Raw genomic sequence first — 19,263 nt, 5'->3', positions numbered from 1 at the left:
ATAGGTCGCCGGCCATTCCCCCGCGCCTCATTGCTCACTCAAAACGGACGGCTACCACTCAGGCTGATGCGTTTGAGGCGCCGCCGCTCGCTGGCCGGGAACGCGTTGCGCGCATGCAGCGTGGCCTGGTTGTCCCACCAGACGATATCGCCCACTTCCCACCGGTGCGTGTAGCTCAGCTCCGGCCGCTGCAGGTGTTCGCGCAGCCGCTCGATCAGCGCCGCGCCCTGCTGCGGATCATGGCCGGGGATTTCCACCTCGGTGTGCACCGAGAGGAACAGCACACGCTTACCGCTCTCCGGATGGGTGCGCACCAGCGGGTGCTCGGTGCCCTGGATCGGCTCGATGTCCGGCGTGCGGTAGCGCACGAAGCCGCCGTTGTAACCGCCGCTCTTGAGACGGATGAAGGGGTTGTAGTTGATCAGCTTGAGCGGATCGATCTCGGCGCGGGTCGCCTCGTCCAGCGTTTGATAGGCGCGCTCCAGGTTGGTGAACAGGGTTTCGCCGCCGGTCTTCGGCACCTCCAGCGCGTAGAGGAAAGAGCCGGAAGACGGCACCGGCGTCCACTGGTGATCGACGTGGGCCGGCAGGGCGAAATTGCCCAGCTCGCCGTCGCCGGTATTGGCCACCTTGACGATATCCGGCGCCTTGCCGTCGGCGCCGGAGGAGAGCACCGGCACGTCCGTCGGCGGCTGGAACACCGCGCCGAACAGGGTGGCGAAGCGCAGGTACTGCTCGTCGTCGAGTTGCTGGTTCTTGAAAATCAGAATGTGGTAGTCGCGGTGGGCCTGCTTGATCGCCAGGATCTGCTCCGGGGTCAGCGGCTCGCGGGCGTCCAGGCCACGTACCTCGGCGCCCAGCGGCGCGTCGAGGGGGACGATGGCGAAGGGTTCGGGGGTGGATTGTTTGAGGGCGGGTTGGGTCATGCGTCGGTGCTCCGTTCAAGCATGGTTGGCCCTCTCCCTAACCCTCTCCCTGAAGGGAGAGGGGACTGGATCGGTGCCAGGCGAAACCAAGGTGCAACGCTGCAACCGAGGTGGCAGGTCTGCACGGGAAGTGCGCTTCAATCGGACACTCCCTCTCCCTTCAGGGAGAGGGCTGGGGAGAGGGCGCGATAGCAGAGGACTTCAGACCTTCCTGACCGTCCGGCTGCGCTGCCCGTCGACGCCCACCGGCACTTCGCCGGCCAGGGTCACGCGGCGCACGATGCGCGGTTGGGTGCCGTAATCGTCCACGGCATAGTGCTGGGTCGCGCGGTTGTCCCAGATCGCCACGTCGCCCGGCTGCCAGCGCCAGCGCACGGTGTTCTCCAGGCGGGTGACGTGGCTCTGCAGCACCGCGAAGAGGTGCGCCGAGTCGTGCTGCGAGAGTCCCTTGAGGCGTTTGACGAAGTGCCCCAGCAGCAGCGTCCGCTCGCCGCTGACCGGGTGCACGCGCACCACCGGGTGCTCGGTTTCGTAGAGGGTCGAGGTGAACACCTTGCGGTATTCCTCCAGGCGCGCCGGATCGGCGTTCGGGCGGATGCCGGCATAGTCGTACTCGTTGCTGTGCACCGCCCAGAGCGAATCGGCCAGCGCCTTCAGTTCCGGCGTCAGGTCGTCGTAGGCGGTCGCCGTGTTGGCCCACACGGTGTCGCCGCCGGCCGCGGGCGCCTCCACGTTTCGCAGGATCGAAGCCTTGGGATAGGCCTCGACGAAGGTCACGTCGGTGTGCCAGGAGTTGGCACGGCGGCCCTGGGCGCCGTCCAGCTCCAGCAGGTAACGGGTGCCCTCCTCCACCGGCACCGTGGGGTGCGCCACCGGCTCGCCGAGCAGTTGGGCGAAGGCTTCCTGGCCCGCGTCGTCGAGCTGGCCCTGGCCTCGGAAGAAGATCACCTTGTGCTTCACCAGGGCGGCCTGGATCGCCTCGACGGTGGCGGCGTCGAGCGTGCCGGAAAGGGTCACGCCACGGATTTCGGCGCCGATGCGGCCGGCCACCGGATGGATGTCGAGTTCGATGCCCGGTTGCGGAATGACTTGTGCTGCGTTGCTCATGTCGAAGTCCTCTTACTGTGGCAATGGACCGCGCCGCTGCCGGCGCGGGAATGGGATCAGAAGTCGTAACGGACCGAGGCGCCCAGCGTGCGCGGCTGCCCCACCGAGGCGGTGTAGGAGCCGTTGATGCTGGCGAAGGCGGCCAGGTAGTAGTCCTTGTCGAAGGCGTTCTTCAGCCAGATCGAGGCGTCCAGCTGGCCGTCACCGATGTCCTTGCGCAGGCCGGCGGAAAGGTTCACCAGCCCGTAGCCGTCGATCTTCGAGAGGTCGGAGTTGTCCAGCGTGCCCTCAGCCTCGGAGCGGTAGGCGTAGCTGCCGGTCACGTAGGGGCGGACGCCGTCGTCGAGGTTCCAGGTGTATTCGCCGTTGAGGTTGGCGATCCACTTCGAGGCGCCCACCACGTCCTCGCCGGTGAGGTCGCAGGTGGCCGGCGCGCCGGGTTTGGTGGACACCTCCGCCGGGCACGGGGCGTCCTTGAACGACAGGTAGGTGACGTCGTTGTAGGAGCCGTTGAAGTTCAGCGTCAGGCCGCGCACGGGCAATGCCGTAGCTTCGAACTCCAGGCCGCGCGAGCGCACGCTGCCGGCGTTGGAGAGCACCGAGACCAGCTGGGTCGAGCCCGGCGGCTGGTACAGGGTGGTCGCCTGGTAGCCGTGGATGCCGGTCCAGAAGATGTTGGTGTTGAGCTGCAGGCGGTTGTCGAACAGGGTCGACTTGATCCCCAGTTCGGCATCGTTGGCGCGCTCCGGGCCGACCAGCAGGGAGTCCGCCCCGGCGGTCGGCGCACTGGCCACGGCCAGGTTCACACCGCCGGACTTCTCGCCATGGGACAGCGAGGCGTAGCCCAGCAGGTCATCGCTGAACTGGTAGCTCAGGCTCAGCAGCGCCGAGGGGGCGAAGCTGTACAGGCTGAGGTCGCCCGAATCGTAGGCGCCCAGCTGGTTGCGCCGCACCACCGCGCCCGCGCCCGTCACCGGCGCGCCACCTACCGGGGCGAAACGTTCGACCTTGGCGGCCTTTTCCTCATAGGTGCCGCGCAGGCCGGCGGTGAAATCCAGCTTGTCGGTGAGGTGCCAGGTGCCCTGGGAGAACAGCGCGAAGCTGTCGGTCTCGATCTTGCCGTTGGCCTTGGTGTAGGTGTTGTTCAGCGCGTTGAGGTTGGTGCCCAGCAGGTACTGGTCGGCCAGGGGGCCGTAATCGGTGAAGGTCTTGTTGCCCAGGTTCTGGTTGAACGCGTAGGCGCCGAGCACGTAGTCGAAGGCGCCCCCGGTGGGCGAAGCCAGGCGGATTTCCTGGGAGAACTGGCGGTCGTGGACTTCCACACCGGTGTTGTTGATCGCCGAGACGTTGAGCTGCTCGTCGTTGGCCGGGGTGAAGTGCCAGTAGCGGTAGGCGCTGATGGAGGTCAGCTTGAAGCCGCCATCGAGGTTCCAGTTGGCCTCCACCGAGCTGCCGCCCTGATGCACGCTGACGTTCTGCCGGCCGTTGATGTTGACCTTGTGCCGGTCCGGGTCGCGGATCGGCGAGGCGCCCACGGCGGCGGCGCGCTGCCAGAAGCGGTCGGCGGCGCCGTACACCACCATGCTGCCGTTGCTGGAATCCTCCTCGTTGTAGTCGTTGATCCAGCGCAGGTCGAAATCGTCGTTGGGCTTGAACAGCAGCTGCCCACGGATGCCCTGGCGCGCGCCGCCGTTGAGGTCGTTGTCGTCGTAGACGTTCTTGATGTAGCCGTCGTCGCGGGTGCGGTAGGCCGACACGCGCCCGGCCAGGGTCTCGGTCAGCGCACCGGATACCGTGCCCTTGCCCTGGAAGTAGCCGTCCTGGCCGCCGGACACCTCGACGCTGCGCTCGGGGGTGAAGGTCGGCGCGCGGGTGCTGATGTTCAGCACGCCGGCGGTGGTGTTCTTGCCGAACAGCGTGCCCTGCGGGCCGCGCAGCAGTTCCAGCTGCTCGATGTCCAGCAGGTCGAATACCGCCATGCCGGGGCGGCCCAGGTAGACGTTGTCCAGATAGACCCCGGCGCTGCCTTCCAGGCCATCGCTGGCCGGGTTGTTGCCGATGCCGCGCACCGCGATGCTCGACTGGCGCGCATGGATGAAGGCGACGTTGACGCTCGGCAGCACCTGCTGCAGGTCCTGCACCTTGTAGATGCGCTGGCTTTCCAGGGTCTCGCCGCCGAGCACGGTGATCGGCGTCGGCACCTTCTGCGAGTCCTCCTCGCGGCGGCGGGCGGTGACGGTGACCTTGCCCAGGGTGGCATCGGCCTTGGCGGGCTCGGCCTTGGTGGCGGTGGCGGCAGGCGTCGCGGTGGTGGTGGCGGTGGTCGTGTCCTCGTCCTGCTCCTCGGCAAGGACCGGCAGCGCGCCGCCGAGGGCCAGCAGCAGGATGATGGCGTAGTCCGGCGCACGCAGCCGGCGCGGGGCGATGGAGGGGAAATGCTGTCTCGAACTCATGGGTGATTCCTTGGGCGACCGCGAAATGCGCGGGCAAAAGGGGGCCGCACCGCGTCAGCGCGGCGAACGGCAGCTCAGTGATTCGGGATGACGCCGCGTCAGGGCGGCGGGGCGGTCAGCGGCAGCGCGGACGGCCGCAGCAACGGCACATTCGGCAAGGCGGGCGGCTCAAGGCATACATCGGGCGGCTCCTGGTCTCATGCATATTCTTATTTCTTAAAAGAATAGATTTAAGTTTTATTCTTCATTGACGGAATAAGAGCTTGCATTTAAAACCAGCGCATCCCCTGCGGCAAATGCCTTTGCCCACTATTTTCAATGCCGGAAATGCATCATGGATCTGCGCCAACTGCGGTACTTCATCGCCCTCAACGAACATCGGAGTTTCGTCCGTGCCGCTGACGCCATGGGCATCACCCAGCCGGCCTTCAGCCGCAGCATCCAGGGCCTGGAACAGGAACTGGGCTGCCGCCTGGTGGACCGCGCCAGCAAGGACCTGCGCCCCACCCCCGAGGGCCAGGTGGTGCTGCAGCACGCGTTGAGCCTGGTGCAGGGCGCGAGCAACCTGAGCCATGCCATCGCCCAGCTGAACAAGCTGGATTCGGGCGAGTTGCGCTTCGGCTGCGGCCCGGCGCCGGCGCAGAAACTGGTGTCCGATGCCGTGGCGCAGTTCGTCCGGCGCTACCCGCGCCTGCACATCCAGTTCGGGGTGGACAACTGGGAGCGCCTGGCGCGCAACCTGAGCCGCGAGGAGATCGAATTCTTCGTCGCCGACATCCGCCACTTCGAAGCCGACCCCAACTTCCAGACCCGCCCGCTCAGGCCGCGCAACGGCCTGTTCTTCTGCCGCCAGGGGCACCCGCTGCTGGCCAAGGAGAGCCTGTCCACCAACGACATGTTCGCCTACCCGCTGGCCGCCACCCTGATCCCGCCCAGCGCGCGCAAGATGCTGGCCAACCTCAGCGGCAAGATCGACGTCACCGCCAACATCCAGTGCGAGGACATGGCCTCGCTGGTGCGCATCGTCAGCCAGACCGAGGCCATCGGCATCGCCGTCGAGGAAGTGGTGAGCGAGCCCATGGCCCGTGGCGAGCTGGTGCGCCTGTACTTCCGCAACCTGCCGGCCAACGTCGACATCCTCCAGGCCCGCTGCGGCATCGTCACCCGCACCGGCGACCGCCTCTCGGCGGCGGCGCGGGCGATGATCGAGTTGCTGGTGGAGTTGGATGGGGAGGCGGCGTGACGCCGCTGGAGGCCGTCGGTGACCAAGCGGGGCATGTCGTCCCAATGCAGGAAAAACCAGTCGATACCGCGAGACCTGTAGGAGCGGACTCCGTCCGCGATGCTCTTGCTTTTCGTAGGGCGGATAACGCCGAAGGCGTTATCCGCCGTTGTGGGGTATGGGTGTTCCAGCGCCGCTTCGGCGTGTGCTGAAATATCTTGTTTCGCCCCCTCGGGCGAGTCCCTTTTGGGGCCCCAAAAGGAACCAAAAAGGCCCGTCCCGACATCCGGCCCCGGCTTCGCCGGGGGTGATTCGCTTCGCTCACCCTTCGGGTCAGCCTTCGGCTGTTACTTCGCTTCGCTCCGTTTCCCTCCTTCCGGTATTGCTCCGAGGGTCGGCGTACAAGGGCCGTCCCTGGCCCTTTACGCCTCTCGCGGCATCCATGCCGCTCGCCCCTCTGCGCAATACCTCCACTCGGCCTCCTGACGGGACTCTGCGCGCGCCTGGGACTTTGGCTGCTTCATGCTTGCTTGTTCTTCGTAGGATGGCGTGGAGCGAAGCGATACCCATCACGGCGGATAACGCTGCGCGTTATTCGCCCTACGGGTGTTCATCCTGCAGCGTGGGTGCTGTGGTGAGCCTTCGCGGAGAAGGTCCGCTCCTACAGGAGCAGAAGCAGCGCGGAGCAAGGCGCTCTGCTTTGCTTTTGCTCTTGAGGACTTCCAGAGAAACCTCCGCGCACTCCGAGCGCCCCTTCAGGAGGCCGAGTGGAATCGGAGTTTCAGGGGTTGAGCGGCATGGATGCCGCGAGAGCGTCGTTGGGCCATGGATGGCCCGTCGACGCGTGCCCCTGAAACTTCGATGGAGCGAGGGGAGTCCCGCGAAGCGGGACCCGGATGATGGGGCACAGACCTTTGCCTACTTTGGGTCGTTTGCCAAAGTGGGTCGCCCGAGGGGGCGAAACAAAATCTCTCAGCACACGCCGAAGCGGCGCAGAAACGCCGAACTCCAAAACGGCGGATTACGCTTGGAGCGTTATGCGCCCTACAAGAGCATCGCGGACAAGGTCCGCTCCTACGAGAACGGTACTCCCTGTCCGCGACAGGCGCCCTGCGTCACTGGATCGCCGCCACCGGCTGCCCCGCGATCTGCTTGCCCGCCGCCTCCTGCAACTCCGGCTTCGCCCAATCCGCCGCCTTGAACTCCCGCCGGATCAACCCGTAGCGCTTCGCGGCCTGAATGGACGCATCCAGCTTCGCCAGGAACCCCGCATCCAGCTTCGGCGACAACACCTCCGCCAGAGCACGATCCTGATACTCGCTACGGAAGATCACCGCCGGGTAGTTGGCCTGCTTCGACACCAGGTCAATGTAGGCATCGCGGTTGGCCTCGGCGCTGGCCCACTGCACCGCCTGCAACTGCACCTTCAGCAGCCGCTCGGTGAGGTCGGGATGGGCGTCGACGAACGCGCCGTTACCCACCAGCCCCGCCTGCAGGGTGCCGGCGCCGCCGAGGTCGTGGGTGCTCAGGACGATGTCCGCCAGCCCCTTCTCGCGCAGGGCGAACAGGCCGGCCAGGCCCCAGGTAGCGTCGATCTGCTTCGCCGCCAGAGCCGCCAGCGCGGCGCTGAAGTCGAGGTTGATCACCTTCAGGTCCTTCTCGGAGAGCCCGGCGCTGGCCAGGGCGTTGTCGAAGGACAACTGGCTCGCGGTGCCGCGGAAGATCCCCACGCGCTTGTCCTTGAGGTCGGCCAGGGACTTGATGTCCGAGCCCGGCTGCACGCCGAGGTAGTGATTGACGTCGCGCGCGGTGGCGGCCAGCAGGCGAGTGTCCAGGCCGCTGGATTTGCCGATGATCGCCGCGAGATCGCCGAGGTAGGCGAAGTCCACCTGGTCGTTGGCCAGGGCTTCGTTGATCACCGGGCCGGCGCCCTTGAAGAAGGTCCACTTGATGGCGATGCCGTCGGCGGCGAATTCCTTTTCCAGCAACTGGCGGGTGGTGAGCACGTCGACGATGCCGCCGCCGGACGGCTTCGGGCCGGCGCTGACGTCGGGGACGGCGATACGGATTTCCTTCACTGGCGCGGCCTGGGTGAAGGTCGGATAAGCGCCGAGCAGGCCGGCCAGCACCGGTGCGGCGAAGAGGGACAGCAACTGTTGGGTGAGGGCCTTCATGGCGCCTGCCTCCTGCAATGGGTTGAATGCGTGGGAGGCACTAAAGGCAGCTCTTGGCCTGCAAAGAAAATAATAAAAACTTATTTTTTAGTAACTGAAAGACCTAAATCAGGCGCACTCGGGCTCCGCGCGGGAATGCCCGGACGGCATAAAAAATATTCCTCGAATGCATTGGCCGAGGCAGAAGGGCTTCCCTTAAATGACCTTTCTTAGCTCATAAATGCATTGATTGGATTTTTCATATTCCAATGAAGAATATTACAAAGCCCTCCGGCCTTGCCCTCCCCGCTCCCCGTCCGGCGCTCGCTTCACCGCGCCTGCCGTGGGTTTCGGCCTCCCGCGCGCTACCCTGGCTGGTGCCGTCCGCCCTGGCGTTGCTGTGGTGGGTCGCCAGCCACCGACACTGGATGTCGGCGCAGATCCTGCCGACCCCGGAGCTGGTGCTGCAGGCCGCCCGCGAGCTGCTGGGCGGCGAGCTCTGGCTGCAACTGGGCATCAGCCTGAAGCGCCTGGCCTGGGGCCTGCTCGCCGGCATCGCCAGCGGGGCCGCCCTGGGCGCCTGGCTGGGCTTCAGCCGACGCGCCGAACGGTTGATCCTGCCGACCTTCAGCGCCCTGGCGCAGGTCCCGACCCTGGCCTGGATTCCGCTGTTCATGCTGTTCTTCGGCATTGGCGAGTTGCTCAAGCTGGTGGTGCTGATCAAGGCGGTGATCGTTCCGGTCACCCTGCACACTCTGGTCGGCGTGCGCGACGCCCAGCCGCGCCTGCGCGAAGCCGCCGCCGTGCTGCGCCTGCCCCGTCACCTGCTGGTGTGGCGGCTGATCCTGCCGGCGGCGTTGCCAGCCTTCCTCACCGGCGTCCGCCTGGCCCTGGCACAGGGCTGGACCTCGCTGCTGGCCGTGGAGCTGCTGGCCTCCAGCGAAGGCATCGGCTACCTGATGGTGCAGGCGCGCCAGCTGTTCATGCTCGACACGGTGTTCGTCTGCATCCTGGTCATCGGCCTGGTGGGCGCGGCCATGGACCGTGGCCTCCAGGCCCTGGACAAGCGCCTGCTGCACTGGCCGCAGCAGGCCACCGGCGAGCTGCGCCGCAGTGCGCACGGGCACGGCTGGCAACGGCTGCAACCCTGGCTGCTGCCGCTGGCGCTGCTCGCCCTGTGGCAGGCTGCCAGCGCCTTCGACTGGGTCGATCCGGCCATCCTCGCCAGCCCTGCCTCGGTGGCCGTCGCCCTGTGGCAAGGGCTGCTCGACGGCAGCCTGCCCGGTGCGCTGCTGGCCAGCCTGAAACGCACCCTCGGCGGCCTGCTGCTGGGCGGTGCGCTGGGCTTCGCCCTGGGTCTCACGCTCGGTCTGCTGCGTCCCGCCGAGCGCCTGTTGGGCCCGAGCTTCGCCGCGCTGCGGCAGGTGGCGATTTTCGCCTGGGTGCCACTGCTCACCGCCTGGTTCGGCCTGGGCGAGACGGCCAAGGTGGTGTTCGTCGGCCTGGCCGCCTTCTTCCCGCTGCTGCTGGCCACTCAGCGCGGCGTCGCCAGCCTGCCGCCGCAACTGAGCGAAGCAGCCCTCGCCCTGCGCCTGTCGCCGTGGCAGCGGCTACGCCGGCTGGTGCTGCCGGGAGCCGCGCCCTCGGTGTTCGCCGGCATCCGCCTGGCGCTGATCTACGCCTGGCTGGGCACCATCGGCGCCGAATACTTCATGCCGTCCAACGGCGGCATCGGCAGCCTGATGATCGGCGCCCAGCAGCTGTTCCGCATGGACCTGGTCGGCGCCGGCATGTTGTTGGTCGGCCTCACCGGCGCCCTGCTCGCCGCCCTCGGACACCGCATCGAAGCGCGCGCGACGCGCTGGAGACACGCATGAACGCCTTCACTTCCCAGGCGCTGGTGAGCTTTCGCCAGGTCGCCAAACGCTTTCCCGTGGACGGCCGCGAGCTGCAGGCCATCGAACGCTTCGACCTGGAGATCGCCGAGGGCGAGTTCATCGCCATCGTCGGCGCCAGCGGCTGCGGCAAGTCGACCCTGCTGCGCCTGCTGGTCGGCCTGGACCGCGAGTTCCAGGGCGAAATCCGCATCGCCGGCAAACCCATCGACGGCATCGGCGGCGAGCGCGGCATCGTCTTCCAGGAACACCGCCTGTTCCCCTGGCTGACGGTGGAGCAGAACATCGAACTCGGCCTGGTCAACGAACCGCTGAGCGCCACCGGCAAGGCCGGCAAGGTCGCCGACTACCTGCAGCTGGTGGGCCTGAAGGGCTTCGAGCGAGCCTACCCGCACCAGCTTTCCGGCGGCATGGCGCAGCGCGTGGCCATCGCCCGGGGGCTGGTGGCCAGCCCGCGCATCCTGCTGCTGGACGAACCCTTCGGCGCCCTCGACGCGCTGACCCGCCAGCAGTTACAGGAAGAGCTGCTGCGCATCCGCCAGCGCGAGCGGATCACCACCGTGCTGGTCACCCACGACGTGGAGGAGGCGCTGTTCCTCGCCGACCGCGTGGTGGTGATGGCGCCGCGGCCGGGGCGGATCAAGCGGATCGTCGAGGTGCCACTGGCGCATCCGCGCGAGCGCGGCGGCTTCGACTTCCTGCGCCTGCGCGAGGCGCTGCTGCACGAGTTGACCGGCGATGGCGATTACGTCGCGCCGCAGCCCAGGCGGGTCGAGGACCTGCCGTTCGAGTTCATTGCCTGCTGACGGCAAGAGCACCCTCACCCTAACCCTCTCCCGGAGGGAGAGGGGACCGATCGGCGCCGGCTGGGATTACGGCTTCAGCCGGCACGGACTGCCCCCTCTCCCCCTGGGAGAGGGCTGGGGTGAGGGCACGCCCAACGCACCCATCCTCCCAGTCATACGAGCCCAATCATGAGCAAACGCCCCAACTTCCTCGTCATCGTCGCCGACGACCTCGGCTTCTCCGACCTCGGTGCCTTCGGCGGCGAGATTTCCACCCCGAATCTCGACGCCCTGGCCCTCGACGGCCTGCGCCTGACCGATTTCCACACCGCGCCGACCTGCTCGCCGACCCGCTCGATGCTGCTCACCGGCACCGACCACCACATCGCCGGCATCGGCACCATGGCCGAGGCGCTGACCCCGGAGCTGGAAGGCAAGCCGGGCTACGAGGGCTACCTCAACGACCGCGTGGTGGCCCTGCCCGAGCTGCTGCGCGAGGCCGGCTACCAGACGCTGATGGCCGGCAAATGGCACCTGGGCCTGAAGCTGGAGCAGGCGCCCCACGCGCGCGGTTTCGAGCGCTCCTTCTCGCTGCTGCCCGGCGCGGCCAACCACTATGGCTTCGAACCGCCCTACGACGAGACCACGCCGCGCATCCTCAAGAGCACGCCGGCGCTGTACGTCGAGGATGACCAGTTCATCGAGGAGCTGCCGGCGGACTTCTATTCCTCCGATGCCTTCGGCGACAAGCTGATCCAGTACCTGAAGGAGCGCGACCAGAGCCGGCCGTTCTTCGCCTACCTGCCCTTCTCCGCGCCGCACTGGCCGCTGCAGGCGCCCAAGGAGGTGGTGGACAAGTACCGGGGCCGCTACGACGCCGGCCCCGAGGCGCTGCGCCTGGAGCGCCTGGAGCGGCTCAAGGCGCTGGGCCTGATCGACGCCGACGTGAAGGCGCATCCGGTACTGGCGATCAGCAAGGAATGGGCGCAGCTCAGCGACGAGGAAAAAGCGAAATCGGCGCGGGCCATGGAGGTCTACGCGGCGATGGTCGAGCGCCTGGACTGGAACGTCGGCCGCGTCGTCGACTACCTGCGCCAGCAGGGCGAGCTGGACAACACCTTCGTCCTGTTCATGTCCGACAACGGCGCCGAAGGCGCGCTGCTGGAAGCCTTCCCGCGCTTCGGCCCGGACCTCTTGAGCTTCCTCGACCAACACTACGACAACAGCCTGGAAAACATCGGTCGCGCCAACTCCTACATCTGGTACGGCCCCCGCTGGGCGCAGGCGGCCACCGCGCCGTCGCGGCTGTACAAGGCCTTCACCACGGAAGGCGGCATCCGCGTGCCGGCGCTGGTGCGCTACCCGCAGCTCATGCGCCAGGGCGAGATCAGCCACGGTTTCTCCACGGTGATGGACATCACCCCGACCCTTCTCGACCTCGCCGGTGTGCGCCACCCCGGCAAGCGCTGGCGCGGCCGCGACGTGGCCGAGGTGCGCGGCAAGTCGTGGCTGGGCTGGCTGTCGGGCGAGACCGAGCAGGCCCACGACGAGAAGACCGTCACCGGCTGGGAGCTGTTCGGCATGCGCGCCATCCGCCAGGGCGACTGGAAGGCGGTGTACCTGCCGGCGCCGGTCGGCCCGGCCACCTGGCAGCTCTACGACCTGGCCAGCGACCCCGGCGAGACCCAGGACCTGGCTACGCGCCAGCCGGAAAAGCTGCAAGCGCTGATCGAACACTACAAGCAGTACGTCAACGAAACCGGAGTGATCGACGCACCGCCGCCGTTCCTCGCGCGCTGAACCCTCGACGGGAAAATCGGGCTGGCACGCAATGCCAGTCCCGACCCGTTTTGCCACCCCAAAAACACCTGGAGCCCCCGGGATACGGGGCTTTCAGACTACCGTCCGTCGCCGGATGCGAAGCGCGACCAACGGCCCTCCACGCAAAAATCCATCTAAATCAAGGCCCCTTGCCGGCCGCCGACAAACTAGCGTCAATTTGACATCATCCAACGACACTCTAGCTTTAAGAAGCCAGGCCGACGTACTGCTCAGGACCTATCTCAGCAGCCGCGTGGCCTACCTTCCTGGCGCTCGGCAATGGAGTGCAGCATGCGCGATACCCGATTCGATTCGCCTGTCGATCAGGCCGGCGGCCCGCTGTGGCCGAAACGCCTGATCCTCCAGTCGCTGCCCTGGGCCCTGGTGGCCGGGCTCTGCTGGGTAGGCGTGCCGATCTGGATACTGCTGCCAGTGGGCTGGCTCTCCAGCCTGGCCCTGGGCACCCTGCTGACCGGCCCCGCCCAGACACCAGCCAGCGCGCAGCAGGTGAGCCTGGACAGCGAGCAGCTGCCGCAGTGGCGCCCACTGCAGGACGCCATGGAAAACCACCTCTCCAGCCTCAACGGCCACACCCACCAGATCGACAGCATCCTGCACCACGCCATCGGCCAGCTCACCGACAGCTTCCACGGCCTGGCCGAACGCATCGACACCCAGCGCGGCCTGTCCCATTCGCTGATCGAGCGCTACGACGGACGCGGCCACCTGGACGACGACATCGACTTCCAGCGCTTCATCCACGCCACCCAGGAAACCCTCGGGCTGTTCGTCGAGGCGACCCTGGAAACCAGCCGCACCTCGCAGCAGCTGGTGGAGCGCATGGACCGCGTCACCCACAAGATCGCGGAAATCCTGCAATCCACCCAGGACATGGACGCCATCGCCAAGCAGACCAACCTGCTGGCCCTGAACGCCGCCATCGAGGCCGCCCGCGCCGGTGAAAGCGGCCGCGGCTTCGCCGTGGTGGCCGATGAGGTGCGCGCGCTGTCCACCCGCTCCACGCACTTCTCGCAAGCCATCCGCGAACACGTCGACGTGGTCTACCACGAGATCAAGGATGCCGAAGGCGCCATCGCCCAGTTGGCCGACAAGGACATGTCCTTCGCCCTGGACTCGCGCCAGAAGATCCAGAGCATGCTCGACGACCTCGACGCGATGAACCAGCACACCGTCAAGGTGGTACAGGAGCTGGACCGGATTTCCCTGGAAGTGGGCGACGGCGTCAACGCGGCGGTCACCGCCCTGCAATTCCAGGACATGAGCAGCCAGTTGCTGGGGCAGATCGGCAAGCACAGCGCGCGGCTCGGCGCGCTGGCCGTTGGCCTCGGCACGCTGGATGGCCGCGAGCCCCGCGAATGGGGCGAGCGGCTGCACACGGAAGTCGCCGAACTCGGCCGTCCGCTGAGCAACCCGGTGGCGCAGACCAGCCTCAGCGCTGGGGAAGTCGAGCTGTTCTGAGTGCACCCGGCCAACGGGTGCGAAGGAGGCAGGACATGTTGCAGTCGATCATCGAGTACCTGGCGAACATCGCCCTGGTGGGCTGACGCCCACCGACACCCCCGAATGCAGTCCCCTGGAGCAAGGAGAAGTCACGCAATGGGAAAGCAGATTCTGATCGTCGACGACTCGGCCTCGATCCGGCAGATGCTGAGCTTCACGCTCAAGTCCGCCGGTTATGACGTGGACGAGGCCGTGGACGGCAAGGACGGTCTGGGCAAGGCCCAGCGCAAGACCTACAACCTGGTGTTCACCGACCAGAACATGCCGAACATGGACGGCCTCTCGCTGATCCGCAGCCTGCGCGACATGGCCGGCTACCGCAGCGTGCCGATCCTCATGCTGACCACCGAATCCAGCGACGCCATGAAGCAGCAGGGCAAGAGCGCCGGCGCCACCGGTTGGCTGGTCAAGCCGTTCGACCCGCCCAAGCTCCTGGAAGTGACCCGCAAGGTCCTGCCGTAGGGGAACCCTCAATGGCTACCGGTATGGAGCAATTCCTCCAGGTGTTCTTCGAGGAAACCGACGAACACCTGGCCACCCTCGAACTCCTGCTGATCGGGCTCGACCTCGATCAGCCGGACGCCGAGGCACTCAATGGCATTTTCCGCGCGGCCCACTCGATCAAGGGCTCCAGCGGCATGTTCGGCTTCGACGACCTGACCGCCGTCACCCACGAGCTGGAAACCCTGCTCGACCGCATCCGCTGCGGGCAGACCGCCCTGCGTGCGGAGATGATCGGGGTGTTCCTCGAAGCCCGCGACGTACTGCAGCGCCTGCTCGACGCCCACCGCGACCAGTGCCCGGACCCGAGCGTGCCGGTGCAGGCTACGGTGGAACGCCTGCGCGCCTGGCTGGCGGAGCCTTCGAGCGCGCCGACCGACGGCGGCTTCGGCCTCTTCGACGACGCACCAGGCACCCCCGAGGCGAGCGCCATCGGCGACGACGCCTTTGGATTCTTCGATGACGCGCCGGGTACGCCGTCGACCACTCCGGCACCCAGCGAAGACTTCGGCTTCTTCGACGATGCGCCGGGTTCACCCAGCGCCGCCAACGAGGCACCCGCCGCACCCGCGCCCACTCCCGTGCCCGCGCCAGCCCCGGCCAAGCCCGTGGCGGCGACGCGCGCGGACAGCCGCAGCGAGGGCGAGTCCAGCTCGATCCGGGTCAGCGTCGAGAAGATCGACAGCCTGATCAACCTGGTGGGCGAGCTGGTCATCACCCAGGCCATGCTCAGCCAGCTCAGCGAAGACCTCGACCCCAGCCACTACGAGCGCCTGCAACAGGCCCTGGCGCAGCTGGAACACAACACCCGCGACCTGCAGGAATCGGTGATGTCGATCCGCATGCTGCCGATCAGCTTCATCTTCAGCCGCTTCCCGCGCCTGGTGCACGACACCTCGGCGCGCCTCGGCAAGCAGGTGGAACTGATCCTCCAGGGCGAGCACACCGAGCTGGACAAGAGCGTGATCGAAAAGCTCAGCGACCCGCTCACCCACATCGTGCGCAACAGCATCGACCATGGCATCGAAACGCCCGCCGAGCGCCTGGCCGCCGGCAAGCCGGCCCAGGGCTCGGTGAAGCTCGCCGCCAGCCACCAGGGCGGCAGCGTGGTGGTGGAAATCTCCGATGACGGCCGCGGCCTGTCTCGCGAGCGCATCCTCGCCAAGGCTCGCGAGAAGGGCATGGCAGTGCAGGATTCGATGACCGACGCCGAGGTCTGGCAGCTGATCTTCATGCCCGGCTTCTCCACCGCCGAGACCGTCACCGAGCTCTCCGGGCGCGGCGTCGGCATGGACGTGGTGCGGCGCAACATCCAGGCCATGGGCGGACGCATCGAGATCGACTCGGCGCCGGGTATGGGTACCCGCTTGTGCATCCGCCTGCCGCTGACCCTGGCCATCCTCGACGGCCTGATCGTCGCGGTGGAGAAGGTCAACTACGTGATCCCGCTGACCTACATCGTCGAGTCGCTGCAGGCCCGCGCCGACGACGTACGCGGCATGGCCGGCGACGAGGCGGCGGTGATCCGCGTGCGCGGCGAGTACCTGCCGCTGTTCTCCCTGCACGAACTGCTGCACATCGACGCCACGCCCTTGCCGCCGGAGCAGGCCATCGTGGTGATCCTCGAATCCGAGGGCAAGAGCTTCGCCCTGCAGGTGGACGAGCTGGTCGGCCAGCAGCAGGTGGTGATCAAGAGCCTGGAACAGAACTTCCGCCGGATCGACGGGATCGCCGGCGCCACCATCATGGGCGACGGCAGCGTCGCCCTGATCCTCGATGTCGACGCCCTGCCGCGCCTGGCGGCACAAGGAGAAAGCCTTCATGAGCGCCTCTGAAGCCAGCGCAGCGATCAGCCCCGCGCAGGAATACCTGACCTTCACCCTGGGCCGCGAGGAGTACGCCATCGACATCCTGCGGGTGCAGGAGATCCGTGGTTACGACCAGGTCACCGCGATCGCCAACGCCCCCGCCTTCATCAAGGGCGTGATCAACCTGCGCGGCGCCATCGTGCCCATCGTCGACCTGCGCATCAAATTCAACCTGGACGACATCAGCTACGACCAGTTCACCGTGGTGATCATCCTCAACGTCGGCCGGCGCATCGTCGGCGCGGTGGTGGACTCGGTGTCCGACGTGATCGCCCTGTCCGGCGAGGAGATCAAGCCGCCGCCGGAGTTCGCCGCCAGCTTCGATACCGAATACCTGCTCGGCCTGGCCACCGCGGGCGAGCGGATGCTGATCCTGGTGGACATCGAAAAACTCATGACCAGCCGGGAAATGGCGCTGGTCGATGAAGCCGCCGCCTGACTGCCACACGACAAAAAAAGAATGAGCCGAGGATAACGACAATGGGTCTGTTCAACGCACACGCCGTGGCGCAGCAGCGCGCCGACCGCATCACCGCCATTCTCCACAGCCTGGTCGACGGCAACCTCGATGTCGCCATCGGCGAGGCCCCTGCGCCCGGCTACGAGCGCCTCTACGACGGCCTGCGCAACGTGCAGCGCACCCTGCGCGAGCAGCGCGCGGAGCTGGCGCAGAACGAGGCCCTGGAAGCCGGCCTCGTGGAAATGACCCGCCAGCACGACCTGGGCTGGATCGACGAGGTGATCCCCGCCGACAAGCTCAGCGGCCGCCAGGCGCGCATCGCCAAGGGCATCAACGACCTGGTCGCCGCGCACATCGCGGTGAAGATGAAAGTGGTGGATACCGTCAGCGCCTACGGCCGTGGCGACCTCAGCGTGGAGATGGACCGCCTGCCGGGCAAGAAGGCGGTGATCACCGAGGCCATCGACGGCGTGCGCGCCAGCCTCAAGGCCACCGCCGAAGCCGCCGAGGTCAACACGCGGATCAAGAGCGCCCTGGACAACGTCACCGCCAACGTGATGATCGCCGACCGCGACTTCAACATCGTCTACATGAACCAGGCGGTGGGGCAGATGTTCCTCGCTGCCGAATCCGATATCCGCCAGGAGCTGCCGGACTTCCGCGCCAGCAACATCCTCGGCGGCAGCATCGACCGCTTCCACAAGCACCCGGGGCACCAGCGCGGCCTGCTGGACCGTCTGGCGGGCACCTACGAGGCGAAGATCAAGCTGGGCGGACGCACGCTCACCGTGGTGGCCAACCCGGTGATCAACGAAGCCGGCGAACGCCTCGGCGCCGTGGTGGAGTGGCAGGACATCACCGAGCAACTGGCCGCCCGCGAGCGCGAGCAACGCATCGCCGGGGAGAACGCACGGATCAAGAGCGCCCTGGACAACTGCAGCACCAACGTGATGATCGCCGACGGCGAGCGCAACATCATCTACATGAACAAGACCGTCACCGCCATGCTGCAGAATGCCGAGGCCGATCTGCGCAAGGCACTGCCGAGCTTCTCGGTGAGCAAGCTGATGGGTGGCTCGATCGACCAGTTCCACAAGCATCCCGAGCACCAGCAGCGCCTGCTCGCCACCTTCACCAGCACCTTCCGTACCCAGATCGAAGTCGGCGGACGCACCTTCGGCCTGGTGGCCAACCCGGTCATGAGCGACTCCGGCGAGCGCCTCGGCTCGGTGGTGGAATGGAACGACCGCACGCTGGAAGTGAACGTCGAGCGCGAGGTGGCCGGACTGGTCAATGCCGCCGCCGCGGGCGACTTCTCCAGGCGTATCTCCGAGGAGGGCAAATCCGGCTTCCTCCTCAACCTCACCAGCGGCCTCAACCAACTGGTGGACACCGCCGACAAGGGCCTGCGCGACGTCACCCGGATGCTCGCCGCGCTGTCCCAGGGCGACCTCACCCAGCGCATCGACGCCGACTACCAGGGCACCTTCGGCGAGCTCAAGGACTACTCCAACGAGACCGCGCAGAGCCTGTCGCGCATGCTCGGGCAGATCCGCGAGGCCGCCGACACCATCCATACCGCCGCCAGCGAGATCGCCAGCGGCAACGCCGAGCTGTCCACCCGCACCGAGCAGCAGGCCTCCAGCCTGGAAGAAACCGCGTCCAGCATGGAAGAGCTGACCAGCACCGTGAAGCTCAACGCCGAGAACGCCCGCCAGGCCAACTCGCTGGCGGTGAATGCCTCGGAAGTCGCCACCGAGGGCGGCAACGTGGTGCAGAAGGTGGTGGGCACCATGTCCGCCATCAACGACTCGGCACGCAAGATCGCCGACATCATCGGGGTGATCGACGGCATCGCCTTCCAGACCAACATCCTCGCGCTGAACGCCGCGGTGGAAGCCGCCCGTGCCGGCGAGCAGGGCCGTGGCTTCGCGGTGGTGGCCGGTGAAGTGCGCACTCTGGCGCAGCGTTCGGCCGCCGCCGCCAAGGAGATCAAGACGCTGATCAACGACTCGGTGGACAAGGTAGAGAACGGCAACACCCTGGTGGCCCAGGCCGGCCAGACCATGAGCGACATCGTGGTGGCGATCAAGCGCGTCACCGACATCATGGCCGAGATCGCCGCGGCCAGTGCCGAGCAGAGCAGCGGCATCGAGGAAGTGAACGGCGCGGTGTCGCAGATGGACGAGATGACCCAGCAGAACGCCGCCCTGGTCGAAGAGGCCGCGGCCTCCGCCGAAGCCCTGCAGGAACAGGCCGGGCTGCTCAACCAGTCGGTCTCGGTGTTCAAGCTCGACACCTCGGCCACCGTGGTGCCCCTGGCCGCCGCCCGCCCGGCGCGGACCGAGGCGCCGGCCCACAGCACCCGCGCCTCGCGCGGCGTGGCCAAGGCGGTGCGGGCCAAGGGCAAGGAGGAGGATTGGGAAGAGTTCTAGTGGGCGGGGCAGGGATGGCGGCGACCGGAGCAATGGGAGGGCCGGTTGCCGCGTGCTGACCAGGGAGGGTCGGAGATGAGTCGTAAGCGTAGGGCGTATAACGTTCGACGTTATAC

The 19,263-nt window shown here is 67.1% G+C and carries 13 protein-coding genes; 9 read left to right on the top strand and 4 right to left on the bottom strand.

Annotation, left to right across the window (positions count from 1 at the left end; genetic code table 11):
• Positions 1-38: 38 nt before the first annotated feature.
• The 3 genes from O6P39_RS00755 to O6P39_RS00745 form a co-directional block, all read right to left on the bottom strand.
• Positions 39-926 (bottom strand): TauD/TfdA family dioxygenase, encoded by an 888-nt coding sequence (locus O6P39_RS00755; protein ID WP_275609590.1) that lies wholly within the window; start codon positions 924-926, stop codon positions 39-41.
• A gap of 201 nt (positions 927-1,127) precedes the next feature.
• Positions 1,128-2,033: a TauD/TfdA family dioxygenase gene (locus tag O6P39_RS00750; RefSeq protein ID WP_275609589.1), complete on the bottom strand. Its 906-nt coding sequence runs from the start codon at positions 2,031-2,033 to the stop codon at positions 1,128-1,130.
• Between the two features lie 56 nt (positions 2,034-2,089).
• Positions 2,090-4,486, bottom strand: a complete 2,397-nt coding sequence (locus tag O6P39_RS00745) for a TonB-dependent receptor (RefSeq protein ID WP_275609588.1) — start codon at positions 4,484-4,486, stop codon at positions 2,090-2,092.
• A 334-nt stretch (positions 4,487-4,820) separates the two neighbouring features.
• Here O6P39_RS00745 and O6P39_RS00740 point away from each other — a divergent pair, with 334 nt between their 5' ends.
• Positions 4,821-5,729, top strand: a complete 909-nt coding sequence (locus O6P39_RS00740) for a LysR family transcriptional regulator (protein WP_275609587.1) — start codon at positions 4,821-4,823, stop codon at positions 5,727-5,729.
• A gap of 1,094 nt (positions 5,730-6,823) precedes the next feature.
• Here the strand turns inward: O6P39_RS00740 and O6P39_RS00735 are convergent.
• Positions 6,824-7,882 carry an ABC transporter substrate-binding protein gene (locus O6P39_RS00735; RefSeq protein ID WP_275609586.1) on the bottom strand — a complete coding sequence of 353 codons (1,059 nt, stop codon included), beginning with the start codon at positions 7,880-7,882 and terminating at the stop codon, positions 6,824-6,826.
• A 257-nt stretch (positions 7,883-8,139) separates the two neighbouring features.
• Here O6P39_RS00735 and O6P39_RS00730 point away from each other — a divergent pair, with 257 nt between their 5' ends.
• The 8 genes from O6P39_RS00730 (at position 8,140) to O6P39_RS00695 (ending at position 19,147) form a co-directional block, all read left to right on the top strand.
• Positions 8,140-9,738: an ABC transporter permease gene (locus O6P39_RS00730; RefSeq protein WP_275612049.1), complete on the top strand. Its 1,599-nt coding sequence runs from the start codon at positions 8,140-8,142 to the stop codon at positions 9,736-9,738.
• Positions 9,735-10,562 carry an ABC transporter ATP-binding protein gene (locus O6P39_RS00725; protein WP_275609585.1) on the top strand — a complete coding sequence of 276 codons (828 nt, stop codon included), beginning with the start codon at positions 9,735-9,737 and terminating at the stop codon, positions 10,560-10,562. Before O6P39_RS00730 ends, O6P39_RS00725 begins: the two co-directional genes overlap by 4 nt.
• A gap of 168 nt (positions 10,563-10,730) precedes the next feature.
• Positions 10,731-12,341 (top strand): arylsulfatase, encoded by a 1,611-nt coding sequence (locus O6P39_RS00720; protein WP_275609584.1) that lies wholly within the window; start codon positions 10,731-10,733, stop codon positions 12,339-12,341.
• Positions 12,342-12,653: 312 nt separating this feature from the next.
• Complete coding sequence (locus O6P39_RS00715) at positions 12,654-13,841, top strand: methyl-accepting chemotaxis protein (protein WP_275609583.1); 1,188 nt, start codon at positions 12,654-12,656, stop codon at positions 13,839-13,841.
• A gap of 138 nt (positions 13,842-13,979) precedes the next feature.
• A complete protein-coding gene (locus tag O6P39_RS00710) occupies positions 13,980-14,345 on the top strand; it encodes a response regulator (protein WP_275609582.1) in 366 nt (121 codons plus the stop codon).
• Positions 14,346-14,356: 11 nt separating this feature from the next.
• Positions 14,357-16,219 carry a chemotaxis protein CheA gene (locus O6P39_RS00705; protein WP_275609581.1) on the top strand — a complete coding sequence of 621 codons (1,863 nt, stop codon included), beginning with the start codon at positions 14,357-14,359 and terminating at the stop codon, positions 16,217-16,219.
• The gene (locus tag O6P39_RS00700; RefSeq protein ID WP_275609580.1) at positions 16,206-16,691 is read left to right on the top strand and encodes a chemotaxis protein CheW; all 486 of its coding nucleotides are present in this window, start codon (positions 16,206-16,208) and stop codon (positions 16,689-16,691) included. Before O6P39_RS00705 ends, O6P39_RS00700 begins: the two co-directional genes overlap by 14 nt.
• Positions 16,692-16,732: 41 nt before the next feature.
• Positions 16,733-19,147 carry a methyl-accepting chemotaxis protein gene (locus tag O6P39_RS00695; protein ID WP_345774668.1) on the top strand — a complete coding sequence of 805 codons (2,415 nt, stop codon included), beginning with the start codon at positions 16,733-16,735 and terminating at the stop codon, positions 19,145-19,147.
• Positions 19,148-19,263 lie beyond the last annotated feature (116 nt).

Source organism: Pseudomonas sp. PSE14 (genome assembly GCF_029203285.1).
In the GTDB taxonomy this organism is placed as follows: Bacteria; Pseudomonadota; Gammaproteobacteria; order Pseudomonadales; family Pseudomonadaceae; genus Pseudomonas.
This window is presented reverse-complemented; position numbering and strand designations above follow the sequence as displayed.